The 13178-nt window shown below is 59.9% G+C and carries 14 protein-coding genes and 2 tRNA genes; 10 read left to right on the top strand and 6 right to left on the bottom strand.

Annotated features, from left to right (window positions below):
* Window positions 1–2: 2 nt before the first annotated feature.
* The 3 genes from clpS to ACFCW2_RS08195 all read right to left on the bottom strand — a co-directional run bounded on the left by clpS (window position 3) and on the right by ACFCW2_RS08195 (window position 3540).
* Window positions 3–389: an ATP-dependent Clp protease adapter ClpS gene (gene clpS / locus ACFCW2_RS08185; protein WP_379545561.1), complete on the bottom strand. Its 387-nt coding sequence runs from the start codon at window positions 387–389 to the stop codon at window positions 3–5.
* A gap of 213 nt (window positions 390–602) precedes the next feature.
* Entirely contained in the window at window positions 603–1463 is an 861-nt protein-coding gene (locus ACFCW2_RS08190) for a phasin family protein (RefSeq protein WP_379545563.1), read from the bottom strand.
* 163 nt (window positions 1464–1626) lie between these two features.
* Window positions 1627–3540, bottom strand: a complete 1914-nt coding sequence (locus tag ACFCW2_RS08195) for a PHA/PHB synthase family protein (protein ID WP_379545565.1) — start codon at window positions 3538–3540, stop codon at window positions 1627–1629.
* Between the two features lie 135 nt (window positions 3541–3675).
* Here ACFCW2_RS08195 and ACFCW2_RS08200 point away from each other — a divergent pair, with 135 nt between their 5' ends.
* The 7 genes from ACFCW2_RS08200 to ACFCW2_RS08230 are packed head-to-tail and all read left to right on the top strand — an operon-like array spanning window position 3676 to window position 8128.
* Complete coding sequence (locus ACFCW2_RS08200; protein ID WP_379545566.1) at window positions 3676–4863, top strand: LL-diaminopimelate aminotransferase; 1188 nt, start codon at window positions 3676–3678, stop codon at window positions 4861–4863.
* A 23-nt stretch (window positions 4864–4886) separates the two neighbouring features.
* Complete coding sequence (locus ACFCW2_RS08205; protein ID WP_379545568.1) at window positions 4887–5516, top strand: response regulator transcription factor; 630 nt, start codon at window positions 4887–4889, stop codon at window positions 5514–5516.
* A 34-nt stretch (window positions 5517–5550) separates the two neighbouring features.
* Entirely contained in the window at window positions 5551–5889 is a 339-nt protein-coding gene (locus ACFCW2_RS08210; protein ID WP_379545570.1) for a hypothetical protein, read from the top strand.
* An 11-nt stretch (window positions 5890–5900) separates the two neighbouring features.
* Window positions 5901–6404 carry a hypothetical protein gene (locus ACFCW2_RS08215; RefSeq protein WP_379545572.1) on the top strand — a complete coding sequence of 168 codons (504 nt, stop codon included), beginning with the start codon at window positions 5901–5903 and terminating at the stop codon, window positions 6402–6404.
* Window positions 6401–6856: a JAB domain-containing protein gene (locus ACFCW2_RS08220; protein ID WP_379545574.1), complete on the top strand. Its 456-nt coding sequence runs from the start codon at window positions 6401–6403 to the stop codon at window positions 6854–6856. Before ACFCW2_RS08215 ends, ACFCW2_RS08220 begins: the two co-directional genes overlap by 4 nt.
* Window positions 6853–7365, top strand: a complete 513-nt coding sequence (locus ACFCW2_RS08225) for a winged helix-turn-helix domain-containing protein (RefSeq protein WP_379545576.1) — start codon at window positions 6853–6855, stop codon at window positions 7363–7365. Before ACFCW2_RS08220 ends, ACFCW2_RS08225 begins: the two co-directional genes overlap by 4 nt.
* A complete protein-coding gene (locus ACFCW2_RS08230; RefSeq protein WP_379545578.1) occupies window positions 7319–8128 on the top strand; it encodes a crotonase/enoyl-CoA hydratase family protein in 810 nt (269 codons plus the stop codon). The genes ACFCW2_RS08225 and ACFCW2_RS08230 overlap by 47 nt, the downstream gene beginning before the upstream one ends.
* A gap of 21 nt (window positions 8129–8149) precedes the next feature.
* On the opposite strand, the gene ACFCW2_RS08235 is transcribed toward ACFCW2_RS08230, so the two are convergent.
* Complete coding sequence (locus ACFCW2_RS08235) at window positions 8150–8926, bottom strand: acyl-CoA thioesterase (RefSeq protein ID WP_379545579.1); 777 nt, start codon at window positions 8924–8926, stop codon at window positions 8150–8152.
* A 133-nt stretch (window positions 8927–9059) separates the two neighbouring features.
* Between ACFCW2_RS08235 and ACFCW2_RS08240 the strand changes: the two genes are divergently transcribed.
* Both ACFCW2_RS08240 and ACFCW2_RS08245 read left to right on the top strand, forming a co-directional pair.
* A tRNA-Cys gene (locus ACFCW2_RS08240) sits at window positions 9060–9133 on the top strand.
* Window positions 9134–9198: 65 nt separating this feature from the next.
* A tRNA-Thr gene (locus tag ACFCW2_RS08245) sits at window positions 9199–9274 on the top strand.
* Between the two features lie 273 nt (window positions 9275–9547).
* On the opposite strand, the gene ACFCW2_RS08250 is transcribed toward ACFCW2_RS08245, so the two are convergent.
* The gene (locus tag ACFCW2_RS08250; protein WP_379545581.1) at window positions 9548–10540 is read right to left on the bottom strand and encodes a hypothetical protein; all 993 of its coding nucleotides are present in this window, start codon (window positions 10538–10540) and stop codon (window positions 9548–9550) included.
* 75 nt (window positions 10541–10615) lie between these two features.
* Complete coding sequence (locus ACFCW2_RS08255; RefSeq protein ID WP_379545583.1) at window positions 10616–12265, bottom strand: RICIN domain-containing protein; 1650 nt, start codon at window positions 12263–12265, stop codon at window positions 10616–10618.
* 200 nt (window positions 12266–12465) lie between these two features.
* Between ACFCW2_RS08255 and ACFCW2_RS08260 the strand changes: the two genes are divergently transcribed.
* Window positions 12466–13158 (top strand): response regulator, encoded by a 693-nt coding sequence (locus tag ACFCW2_RS08260; RefSeq protein ID WP_379545585.1) that lies wholly within the window; start codon window positions 12466–12468, stop codon window positions 13156–13158.
* Window positions 13159–13178: the final 20 nt, after the last annotated feature.

Below are 13178 nucleotides of genomic sequence, written 5' to 3' on the forward strand. Positions count from 1 at the left end.
GCTCACGCCTTCTCCAGCGTGCATTGCAGCGGGTGTTGGTTCTGCTTGGCGAAATCCATCACCTGATTGACCTTCGTTTCGGCCACTTCATAGGGATAGACGCCGCAGACGCCGACGCCCTTCTGGTGGACATGCAGCATCACTTGCGTGGCCTCGTCGATATCCATCCGGAAGAACCGCTTCAGAACGATCACCACGAATTCCATCGGCGTATAATCGTCGTTCAGCAGCAGAACCTTGTACTGGCTCGGCTTTTTCGGCTTCGCGCGCGTTTTCGTGGCGATACCGATTTCGGTGTCTTCCCCCCCATTGTTTCCGGGGCCACCGGGCGCGTCGTCTTCTCCGGCGGATCGGACTGCATAGGCGTTATGGGCGGGAGGGAAGGGCATCGGAAACTTCATACTCGGCGGTAATATCGGCGAAGGCGGGGCAGGTTGCAAGATGGGCGGAGGTCGGCAGGGCAAATTAGATGCCGCCGGGATGCACGGCCCATAGCCTGCAAAAGGTAAACGAAAAGAGCCGGACGCGGCTGGCGCATCCGGCTCTCTCGTTGTTTCCGGCTATCGGCGGGGAGGGAGGGGTCGCCGATAGCTGGGAAAGGCTTAGGCAGCTTTCTTGAAACGCTCGGCAGCCTCGCTTGCGCGGCTGGAAATCGGAGCGAATGCTTCGTTGGCCAGCTTCATCCATGCTTCGGTGCTCTTGGAGCTGTAAGCGATGGCGGCGTCGATGTTGCGGCGCGTGAAGTCGCCCTGCAGCTTAAACAGTTCGGTCGGCGACTTGACGGCAGCGATCAGGCGCACGTCTTCGGTAACCTGCTCGGCAGCTTTCTTGGTGTCAGCGACGGCTTCGCGGCCCATGTCCTGCATACCCGAGGTCAGGACTTTGCCCGACTCGACGATGGCTTCGAGGTTGTGCTTGTGAAAGTCGACCACTTCACCGGCAACGTCGGTGCCCTTCGCGTACACGCCCTTCAGACGGGTCTGCGCATCGGCAGCAACAGTCTTGGCAGTTTCGACGAAATCGGTCTTCTTGGCGGTGTTCTTTGCATTCTTGGCAGTGGCCATGATGGTGTCCTTTGCTTTGGTGATGGGGGAAGCGGCTTTGGCCGCGACGTTTTTCGTGGGTGCCTTGGCAGGTGCGGCCTTTTTGGCGGCTACCTTGCGGGTGGCGGTTTTCTTGGCTGCGGGCTTTTTCGCAGCAACTTTCTTCGGTGCGGCCTTTTTGGGCGCGGCCGGCTTGCGCTTCGCAGGAGTTTTCTTCGCTGCGGTCTTCTTCGCTACCGTCTTCTTGGCGGGGGGCGTTGGCGCTGCGACCGCCTTGGCGACGACTTCAGCCTTCGGAGCAGGAACAGTGTCCTTCTCGACGGCGGCTTCGACCTTGGCCGTGTCTACCTTGCGCGCAGCAGCTTCGGCATAAGCCTTCTCTGCGGCGGCATCGATTTTGCTGGTGGCTTCGTTTGCCATTAGTTCAATTCCTTACGGTCTTCGCGTCTTGTTGCACTGCACAATATACATGCTGCAAACGCGAATGCAAGGAGTTTTTGTGCACTGCAACATAAGCCGCGCGCAGCTCAGCCACGCCTCGTCGCACCCCTTTGATTTTACGAGAGTATTTGTCGTCGCGGGCCTAGCGGCTCATGACATAACGGCCTGGTGCGTCCTCGATCACGGTGTCGCTTTTCAGCTTGCCCGGCTGCCGTTTTCCCGTCGCCTTGACCGTTTTGGGAGCCTCGTTTTGCAGCCACTGGGCCCAATCGGGCCACCAGCTGCCGGGATGCTCGGTCGCGCCCTCGCGGAAGGCGGAGAGCGTGGTCACATCGGGATCGTCATTGGTCCAGTACTGATATTTCCCGCTGCCTGGCGGATTGACCACGCCGGCAATATGGCCCGAGCCTGCGAGGATAAAGCGGATCGGCCCGCTGAAATGCTCGCGCAGCCGCCAGACGCTCTCGGCAGGGGCGATATGGTCTTCCTTGCCCGCCTGCACATAGGTTGGCGTTTTGACCAGCGAGAGGTCGATTGGCGTTCCGCTTGCCGCCAGAGCATCTTTCTGCACCAGCTTGTTGTCGCGGTAGAGATCGCGGAGATAGGCGCCGTGCCATTTGGCAGGCAGGTTGGTGACGTCTCCGTTCCAGTGCAGCAGATCGAAGGCCGGGTAATCCTCCCCCATCAGGTAATTGTTGACCACATAGTTCCAGATCAGGTCGGTACTGCGCAGCAGATTGAACGTGGCCGCCATATAGCGTCCGTCCAGATAGCCCTTGTCCGACATTGCATCGACATTGGCCAATTGGCCGTCGTCGACAAAATGCAGCAGCTCGCCCGCGCGGTCGAAATCGACCTGGGCGGTGAAGAAGGTGCAGCTCTTTACCCTGTCTTCTTCCCCGCGGCGGTGGAGAATGGCCAGCGTTGCCGCCAGCGTCGTCCCGGCCACGCAATATCCGATCGTGTGGACATGCGGCACTTTCAGCCGTTCGCGCACAGTGTCGATCGCATCGATCTGGGCGGCAATGTAATCGTCCCACACAACGTTGCGCATACTGGCATCGGCGGATTTCCAGCTGACCATGAACACCGTGATGCCTTGGGCCACGGCCCAGCGCACGAAGCTCTTCTTCTCGTTCAGATCCAGAATGTAGAACCGGTTGATCCATGGCGGGAAGATGATCAGCGGGATCTCCAGCACTTCCTCGGTCGAGGGGCTGTATTGGATCAGCTGGTATAAAGGCGTTTCATGCACGACCTTGCCCGGCGACGTCGCGATATTCTCTCCCAAAGTGAAGGCATCGGGGTCGGTGTGGGTCAGCTGGCCGCGCTTCATATCGGCCAATAGATGCTGCATACCCTTGACCATGCTGGCGCCCTTGGTCTGCTTGGCGCGTTCCAGCACGACCGGATTGGTCGCGGCGAAATTGGCCGGGCTGAGCGCTTCGATCAGCGCTCTGGTGGCAAATTTCAGCTGTTTGCGTTTGGCCGCATCGATACTGTCCGCCCGGTCGACCATGGCTTCCATCTGCTCAGCCATCAGCAGATAAGTCTGGTGGATCAGCGCATAGGCCGGCTGCGTACGCCACAAATCGTCTTTGAAGCGGCGGTCCTTGCGCGGAAGATCAACCTCGGCAGTGCCGGCAGTTGCAAACTGGCTGATGACACCGGTCCACAGGGCCGATGCATCCTGCCAGAAAGATTGCAGATCAGCCGGGCTCGCCAGCGGCATCTTCTTCTGGAATTCCTGCAAATATCCGGCAAACTTCATCGGATCCGGCGGATTGGCCATCTGCTGCTCCAGCGCCTGCTTCGCCTGCGTGGCGGCAAATTCCGCCCACAATTTCTGCATCTGCGCGGCGTTTTTGCCCCACTCGGCCAGATCGCCCGCCGGCATCGCCTCCGACAGGCTGGCCGCACTCGGCCCCGGCATGCCCGCAAGTCCATCGGCACCCGCCGGCATCAGAGTAGCCATGACCTTTTGCCCCGCCTCGCGCTGAAGATCGAAAATCTTTGCGAACATGTCTGCTGGGGAGGGTGCATCGGTCTTCTTCATGGCGCAAAATGTCCTGTCGGCGAAACTGTGCTTGGCGTACCTATACGCATGCCCTGTTTGCATTGCGAGCAGGTTGAGGCAGGAGGGGCCTGTCATAAAGCACTATCCACCTGCCCAAGGGACCGCGAAAAGAGAATGAACGACCAGTTTTACCGCATGAAGCGCCTGCCGCCCTATGTGATCGCAGAAGTCAATGCGATGCGGCATGCGGCGCGTCAGGCGGGGCGCGATATTATCGATCTCGGCATGGGCAATCCTGATCGCCCGCCGCCGCAGCATGTCATCGATAAGTTGTGCGAAGTGGCCCAGAAGCCGACGGCCCATGGTTATTCCCAGTCGCGCGGCATTCCAGGCCTGCGCCGGGCACAAGCCAATTATTACGGCAACCGGTTCGGCGTCGATATCGATCCCGAAACAGAAGTGGTGGTGACGCTGGGCTCGAAAGAAGGGCTCGCCAGCCTCGCCACGGCCATCACCGCGCCGGGCGATGTGGTGCTGGCCCCCAACCCGTCTTACCCGATCCATCAGTTCGGCTTTATTCTGGCGGGCGCAACGATCCGCGCGGTTCCGACCACGCCGGACGAGGACTATTGGCGCGCATTGGAAAGCGCGATGGCCTTTACTGTGCCCCGGCCCAGTGTGCTGGTGGTCAACTACCCCTCCAACCCCACCGCAGAGGTCGTCGATCTGGCGTTTTACGAGCGGCTTGTGGCGTGGGCGAAGGAGAACGAGGTATGGATATTGTCCGACCTTGCTTATTCGGAGCTGTATTTTGATGGCAACCCGACGCCGTCGATCATGCAGGTGCCGGGTGCCAAGGATGTGGCGGTGGAATTCACCACTTTGTCCAAGACCTATTCCATGGCCGGATGGCGGATGGGCTTTGCCGTCGGCAACAAGGCGCTGATCGGCGCGATGACGCGGGTCAAATCCTATGTCGATTACGGGGCCTTCACGCCGATTCAGGCCGCCGCCTGCGCCGCGCTCAACGGGCCGCAGGATGTGGTCGAGGAAAACCGCCTGATTTACCACAAACGCCGCGATGTGATGGTGGAGGCTTTCGGCAGGGCAGGGTGGAGCATTCCTGCACCCCCGGCCTCCATGTTCGCATGGGCGCCCTTGCCAGCGGCGTTGGCGCATATGGGCAGTCTCGAATTTTCCAAGGAATTGCTGACCGAAGCCGACGTCGCGGTCGCCCCGGGTGTCGGCTATGGCGAAGAAGGTGAAGGATTTGTCCGCATTGCCATGGTCGAGAACGAACAAAGGCTCAGGCAGGCGGCCCGCAACGTGAAACGGTACCTAACATCCAAAGGCGTCAATTAGGCGGCGGGAGATTTTCCGGCACTTTGACCGCGCCTGTCCGTTGGTTTGAAAATATCACCGCAGCGTTTACTGTTAAAACTGGTCAAAGATGGAGCCTAAATATGCCTTCCCCCGGTTCGGACAAGCTGACGGACCGGCAGCGCGATGTGCTGGTTCTGATCGATCAGCGCATGCCGATCAAACGGATTGCGCACGAATTGAACATCTCGGAAAGCCGGGTGAACCAGCATATCCGTGCGCTCAAAGATGCATTCGGGGTGCAGGGTCTGGATGAATTGGTGCAGGCCTACCGTGAGCAAGCCTCTGAAAATAATGGGCATACAGACTACAGAAAACCTGCATCCAGCAATTCTGTAGTGCCGCCTTCGTCTTCCACGCAGCACAAAGAAGACCGGGTCGCACCCGGGGAGTTCGTGTTAGCTGATGTGGCGCCACTTGCGATCGAGGCGCCATGGGAAGCGAAGCACGGCCCCCGGGTAGTCCCCGGGGTGCTCGATGGTGATCATGCTGTCCTCTATCGCCTTGCCGTCATCATTGGACTGGCTCTCGCGTTTATCGTGTTGGTTGTTCTGGTGGTGACGGCGGCACTCTCCGTAGCCACTGCTTCGGGGGGGCAGGAGGTTACCGCCCCCGCCACGCAATCACAGCCGTAGGCGAGCGCACGCGGCTGGACAGGGGTTTGCCACAATGTCCAATCGTATTTCTGCCGATGCAATTTTGATCCGCAAGCAGGTCCGCGAGGCCGAAGCCGTGACAGATGAAGCGATGCTGGCCTGCGCGAAGCTGAAACAGGCGCTGCTGACCGCACGCCAGAACCCTGCCGTGGGGGTATCCGCCGGCCAGCGCGCCATCATGCGGCTCAATCAGGCCGAGCAGCAGGCCTTTGCCATGTCGACCAATCTGCTGCGCCTGCACGAGGAACTGAATCTGGTTGCGCGGGAATATATGGGCGATGACGATATGCCTGAAACGCCGGTGACCGCCTTGCCTGCGGCCGAACCGGAAACGGTTCGCCTGACCGCCTGACGGAAACAAACATGGAATCCACACGCGCCCTGATCGAGAACTTGCAGGACATTCTGCAGCTATCGGTCTGGGCGCTCGCGGCTTTTGCATTTTGGCGCGGTGCCGGGCCGGAAAAAGCGACCGCGGCCACGCTGTTCCTGCTGATGGTCCTCGATGATATCTATCATCTGGGCTTCGGCCCCTATTATCCGCTCGACCGGGTCGACCCGTGGCATGCCTTTCTCGACACAGCCGCGCTGATTTCCTTCACCGCCATCGCGCTGCAGGCGAATCGCTTTTATCCGATGGTTCTTGCATCCGCGCAGCTGGTGTCGGTCACCGCGCACCTCGTCCGTGCGACCGTACCAGCCATGACCAGCCTGTCTTACTATCTGCTCTACGTCATGCCGTTCTATTTCGCCATTCTGGTGCTGGCCGGCGGATTGTGGCGGCACCATTCGCGCCACCGCCGGATCGGGCCTTACCGCGAATGGCGTGGGCCGCCGCCAACGGGACCATCGCTGTTTCCCCAATGAGAGCTCTGCAAGCCTTTCCATCGGACCGTGAGCATGGCGGCGACGGTCAGCTCCGCCGGACCGGCATGTTTGTGGGCAATCCGAGACCGGCAGCCGGCGGTGCTGTTCGCTATTTGCATGGGATATTCGCCGGGCTGAGCGAAGAACGGCTCCACGCCGTCTTTCTCGGGGCCGATATGCGATATCTGCATGATCGCACCGTTGTGACCGGGGGACTGGGCGAGGTAACGGTGCGTGCGCGGTGGCTGCTGCAGGAGGCGTTTGCGAGCGGTGCCCACGGCATCGTTCTGGCGCACAACCACCTGTCAGGCATCTGCCGTCCCAGCGAAGCCGATATCCAGACCACGCGCCGCTTGGTTACGTTGTTCCGCGATGTCGAGATTGAACTGGTCGACCACTTCATTTTCACGACGGAGCGCGGCTTCAGCATGCGCGCCGGCGGATATCTGTGAGCGAGCGGCAGGCATTCTTGCCGCGTGAGTTCCGGATCGGGCCGCTCGTCCTCGATTTGTTTCACCGTGATGCACGCGCTCCTTCGGGGTGGCTGGCCCTGCATCCCCGCGAGTTTGAACTGCTCTGGCGGTTGGGCGAAGCGCGGGGAAGCACGGTGAGCAGAAAAACTCTGCTGCGGGATGTCTGGCGTCTTGAACATGTGCCGGAAACCAACAGTCTGGAAGTCCATGTCTATCGCTTGCGGGCCAAGCTGGGGGACCATGGCCATGCGGGTCTGGTGGTCACCGATGATCAGGGGGGATACCGCATTGATGTCCCCGATCGGAGCATTGGCCCAATTGAGGCCGAGCTGCAGGCTGAGCGAGTTTCCGGGACACAAGCGAAGGTCCATACTGCCAAATCCGGGCTGGACAGCCATGTTCTGCTGCGCGAAACGGATGCAGAAACACAAGAGGACCAGCATGACATTCCCAACGAGCGAGCGCGTATCGATCCAGCTGAGCGATAGCGGGGTGGCCCATGTCCGGCTGACCCGGCCGGAAAAGATGAATGCGCTGGACCCGCTGATGTTCACCGCAATCATCGAGGCCGCAGAAGCTCTGGAAACGGCCAAGGGTGTGCGCGTCGTCGTGCTGTCAGGCGATGGCCCATCATTTTGCGCCGGCCTCGATACCTCCACTTTCGGGGCAGAGCCTGACCCCGACAAGCCTGCACTGACAGAGCGTACGCATGGCGATTCGAACACCTTCCAGCAGGTCGCGACCGCTTGGCGGAAATTGCCGGTGCCGGTCATTGCCGCGATCCACGGCGTTTGCTTCGGCGGCGGTATGCAAATCGCCAGCGGCGCGGATATCCGCGTGGCCGCACCCGATGCGCGCATGGCAATCATGGAACTGAAATGGGGTCTGGTCCCCGATATGGGCGGCTACCAATTGTGGCGCGGCCTGGTGCGCGACGATGTTTTGCGCGAGCTGGTTTACACCAACCGGCAGTTTTCCGGTGAAGAAGCCCAAGGGTTTGGGCTTGCGACGCATGTCTCGGACGATCCGCTGGCGAAGGCGATGGAAATTGCCGACACCATTGCCGACCGCAACCCCCATGCAATCCGCGCGGCCAAGCGCCTGTCCAACGCCATGCATGACGAGACCGGGGAAGAAATGCTGATGCGCGAAAGCGTGGAGCAGGAAGCAATCATGCGCACCCCGAACCAGATCGAAGCGGTGATGGCTGGAATGACCAAACGCAAGGCCCAATACGAAGATGCGGCCTAGCGGTTTGCCCGTCAGCGCAGTCTAACCAAAAAGAGCCACGCATTGCTGGCCGACCATAACCAGGCGGCCCTCTGCATCCCACAATCGGAGCTGTTCGCTCGAATAGCCGAAATCGGCGTGATCGCTGGCGGTTTCGGCCAGCCACCAGCCGTCCCGCGTGGTGGCCTGCGGGTCGAGAATGTTGAAGCTCCAGTTGATCGAGCTGATCGGGCCCTGCCGCTCCATCGCGCGCATCGCGCCCGGCGGCAGCGTATCGCCGACAAGCACGAGGGTGGAAGTCGGATCGAGCGTATCGCGCTCCTTCAGGCGGATCCAGCGACGGACAACCGGATCACCCTTGCCCTGAACCTTTTGTGCCCGCCGGATCTCGAAATTGTTGCGGATGAATGCCGGGCCCTTTTCGGTCGTCGCATCGTCATTGTCTTCGGGCGCGCCGGGCCACGGTTTGACATCGGCTGCCGGATGCTGCGCGTTGGGATCACGGGCTGTCCCGAACAGGAAGAATGCCGTTAGCGCGGTGACCCCGCCGACCAGCAAATCGCACCGCACCTGCGCCACGTTCCGCCCACGGCGGACCACCTCGACCTTCGGTTCCACCTTGTCCCCGACAGGCGCCACGAACGCGATCTGGCCGGAGCGCAGCGGGGGAAGATCAGGCAGGGCACGCACCGCAGCGGTATAAGCGACCAGCGCGCTCGCTCCGCCATACAGCGTGCGACCCTGCAGCCATTCATCCGCTGGCAGAGTAATCCGCCCCTTTTCCGCCCCGATCGGGGCCAGCAATGCTTTAATCGACATGGCCGATGCCCTAGCATGGCGGTGGCCAGTAACAAGTGATGGCATAAGGCGGATTGCGCTCGGCGCAGGGACGCGCTAGTGGGCCGCCTTCCGATACACAGACATGCGGATTTTCCGTTGTCTGAAGCCGGTTGGCCCGATGGCGGAGTGGTGACGCAGCGGATTGCAAATCCGTGTACGCCGGTTCGATTCCGGCTCGGGCCTCCAGCCTCTTCTGCTCCAGAGCAGAGAGGCGAAACACATAGGGCGGAACACCACTCCCGCCTGTGAGCGCCGCTTTAGCTCAGGTGGTAGAGCACATCATTCGTAATGATGGGGTCACTGGTTCGAGTCCAGTAAGCGGCACCACTGCTTTCGGTAGGAAAACACAGCAGACTAAGCGGAAAGGCCGTTCGGCTGGTCGCGCGGTTGGGTCCTGTGTGGGTTCCTTCGGTAGGAAGTTAGGGCTCGACCCACTTTGCAGCCATTCGGTCTAGCCCCAATATCTCCAAGGCACCCTCAGCCCAGAGGTTAAACGAAGCCTTGGATCGGTTTCCCAACTGTCGATGCCTAATTGCTCGTTCGCGACATCACGCGATTGGGGCAGATAGAGAAATCGCCGACAGGGTATTCAATCAATGCCTATGGCAATTGCCGTGTGCGGTTCATGTGGTCCACGACCAGCTTTGCATCGCCAAGTTCGTAATAATCCACTGCAACATAGTTCGGCAACTTTCCAGCGGCGGAAAGGCACTTGTCAAACACGCGTGAATTCAATTTGTCGAACTGGTTGTCGATGGCTGCTCCTGCCGGGGTCGGTGTCCGGCGAAAATGGTTCATGATGAACAATCGATTCCAGTTTGCTTCGGTTTTGTCGAGGGGCACGTTATTGCGGCTCTCGCAGGCGATATCCTGACCCAGCGCGCCAAGGTCGAAGGTGTTTTCGACGGCGTAATCATTGCGTGCGCGGGCCAAGAAGCTTCTGTTCTGATATTCGCTGGTAAAGATGACCAACCGTTTGTTGTTCTGCCGCATCCATAGGAGCGGCGGCCAACCCCTTGCTTGGACATACCAATCATCCGACTCAGGATCGAAAATCAGGGGGAGCGCTTTGTCGGCCATAACGATTGGATTGATGAGTTGCCCGTCGCTCGTTCGATCTTCGAGAAAGATGGTAACAATTTCGGTGGGATTTTCCTGCAGCCACTGCCCAATTTCGTTGAGAGTCTCCGTCAATGTTCGGCGCGGCAGGGCATAACTGAAGCCTGCTCCACCGGAGCAGCTACCATGGCACATATAGACGCCGGGGCCATAGCAGTCGGTTCCCAAGCTGATTGCGCAGAGAGCATCTCCGCTGCCGGCAAACCAGTGCGCATCTAGCATGAGGCCTCGCACACCATTGTCCAATTGTCGCACAATGGAGTGCGATTGCATCACGTGGCTCCACCGCGCATCCTCGTAATTCGCGTAGGAATTGTGGGTGGTGAGCCAAGTGTATTCGTCGAACCGACGATCACCGGCATCCTGAGAATAGGCGGGCGTAGCGGTCAATAGCATCGCCATCATTGCACCAAGGATGGCGGCAATCGACCGGGGCGCTCGGCCAATTCTGATCCGATTTCTGGTGAGAATCATTGCGCATACTCCGGACTTAATTCTGATCAATAGACACCGCCAACTGAGGCGTTTCCTCGTGCGAAGCCGTCTGGTTCAACATTGATCGAGACTTGTTTGCTTGCCCTCACGCGTAACGATCGAACCGGTGAGTAAAATACAGGCCCCATCATCGAGTGTGATGGTTTTGTTAATCAGATCGAAGGTTCGCGTCAGTCCGACAGCGGTCGTTTGCACCTTGATATTATCGCGCGCCGCGTAGGGAATTGTCAGCGTGCGCTTCTGATTGATCGGCACATTCCTCTCATTCAGCGCGACTCCCCATAGCTTCCCGGGCTCCTTGAAGGTCACCTTCATATGCGCAAGGAATGCGCCCTGTTGGGAGATGACCAGCTTCAGATCCGCCGGAGTGGTGGGCGCAGTGGCAGGCGGAGTTGCGGGCGCAGTCGCGGGTGCGCCGCTCCGCTTGATCCCAAGCTGAGTTCCCGGAAGGGTGACGCCTTCCAGATTTTTGAAAAGCCACTGTGCGGACCACCAATTGTCTTGCACGGGGCCCGCTTCCAGAGCGCCATCCTGAATATGCAGCTTCGCCCCGCTATACAGGCTGGTGATGTGGAAATAGTCTCCGCTGACCTGTTCCAGAGCCCAAAGATCGCGCTTTGAACTGGGTTCGGAATCGCCGAGGACCAGTGGTCCCCGGCCTTCTTTGTTGATCAGATATTTGCCGGTCCAGCGGTTCCGCAAGCGGAAGGATGCAAACGAGTCCCCCTCGACTGCCCATTGCGCGCCCCAATATCCGTCAGGCGCGGCATTGCTGATCACTTTGTTCCGCTCATCAGTCACTGCCACATCGACCCGCTGATCCGGTTTCCAGCGATTGGAAATTCTGGTCAGCTCTTTGGTGTCAACCGATTGCCCATACTCCAATGAATGGACGGGTTTGGACGGCGGCGTGCTGTCAGCGACAGGCTTGCCCGGAGCGGGTTTGCTAACCGGCGGCTTGGCCGCCGGGCTGCGTGGCGGGGTGTTTTGCGCCTGGCGGGGGAACCCCTCACCCGCGTCGTTACTGCCGCCGCGCGGGCCCGTTCCGCCCACCTGCCGCGGTTCGGATTCCCATGGAGCACGCGGATCAGCCCCGCCACGGCCGGGGCCGCGTCCACGATACTCGAACGGAGGGCTGCTGGCCCATGCGCGGTTGGCCCAAGGGTCCGCCGGATCGAATGCGATCATGCCCAGAGCCAGCACAAACCGGCCGTCCGTACGCGCCGTCAGGCCGCCGAATTCGCGGTCGCGGCCAACATCGATGGTGCGTTTACCGTCATATGTTCTGGAGAAGACCCCGTAGGCATTGAGGTTGGTACCCAGATGGATGCCGGCAAGAGCGCCATTGCGACGGGTCCATACCGTTAACCGGTTCACTCGCTCTCCGGCACGCGGAGCAAAGTCGAATGCTTTACCTTCTGCCGACCCCATTGTGGGTGTCCACGCGGACGAGCCATCAAAGGGGTTCTGATACCGCAGTTTGATGCCAAATATGCGCCTGTTCTGGGAGTTTTCATCGGCATAGACTCGCAAGCCGATGATGTCCGCATCCGGGGGAACCGCCTGAACCACATAGGTGCCGCCGGCTGCACCATGAGGGCGCGCCAGCTGATTCATGCGCTGCACTTCGTTTTGCGCGAAGGCCGGTGCCTCCATGATCGGCGCGGCACCCAATCCCATCGCGCTGGCAAGAGCCGCTGCCATCAAGCGCCTTTTGATCGGCTTTTGACCCGATACCTTGCCCAAGATCGTTTGTGCGCTTGTTTGTTCTACGGACATAACCACTCCCCAACTGCGTGATCCTGTCTAACAATTTTCGGCCGCCGCACTATCACCAGATCAGGTGATGGCTCTGCGCCCGCCAATATGCGACTTGCAATCGGAGCGAGGGGAAGGCCGCCGCCATGATTCGTGTCGCGATTGTTGAAGATGATCCGGTGCTGCGATCGGTTCTGGCAGAAAGCATCGACGCATGTCCCGACATGCGCGTTGTCGCACAGGCCGCTAACGTGGCTGAGGCAACAGACCTGATTGCAGCGGGTGGCTATGATGTGATGCTGTGCGATCTGGGACTTCCGGATGGCAGCGGCGTCGACGTGATCCGCCGTGAAGTCGCATGCGAACGCGACACCGATATACTTGTGATCACAGTGTTCGCCAGCCAGAATAAAGTGCTCGGCGCCATTCAGGCAGGCGCTCGCGGATATCTGCTGAAGGATGAAAGGATCGAGGAATGCATCGAAGCCATCCGCAACATCCGCGAAGGCGGCTCTCCCATTAGCCCCATCATCGCGCGCCAATTGCTCGGGCAGATCAGGCAGGCACCGGCTGCGTCGGGCAACGTGTCTGCGAAAGGCGGGCGAGCCGACCGGGTTGGAGGCGAAAATATGCAGGACGCCCCCCAGCTATCGGCCCGCGAATACGAGGTGCTCAACACGATAGCCCGGGGCTTTTCCAACGCGGAATGCGCGGACCTGCTAAGTATTTCAGGCAATACCGTCGCCACACACATCAAGAACATTTATCGCAAGCTGGAAGTTAACAGCCGGGCAGAAGCGTTGTTCGAAGCATCCTCGCAAGGGCTTCTGTCCCGCTAAGGCGGATGAGGGGCAATCAT

The sequence above is a fragment of the Qipengyuania algicola genome (assembly GCF_042492175.1).
GTDB lineage: Bacteria > Pseudomonadota > Alphaproteobacteria > Sphingomonadales > Sphingomonadaceae > CAJXSN01.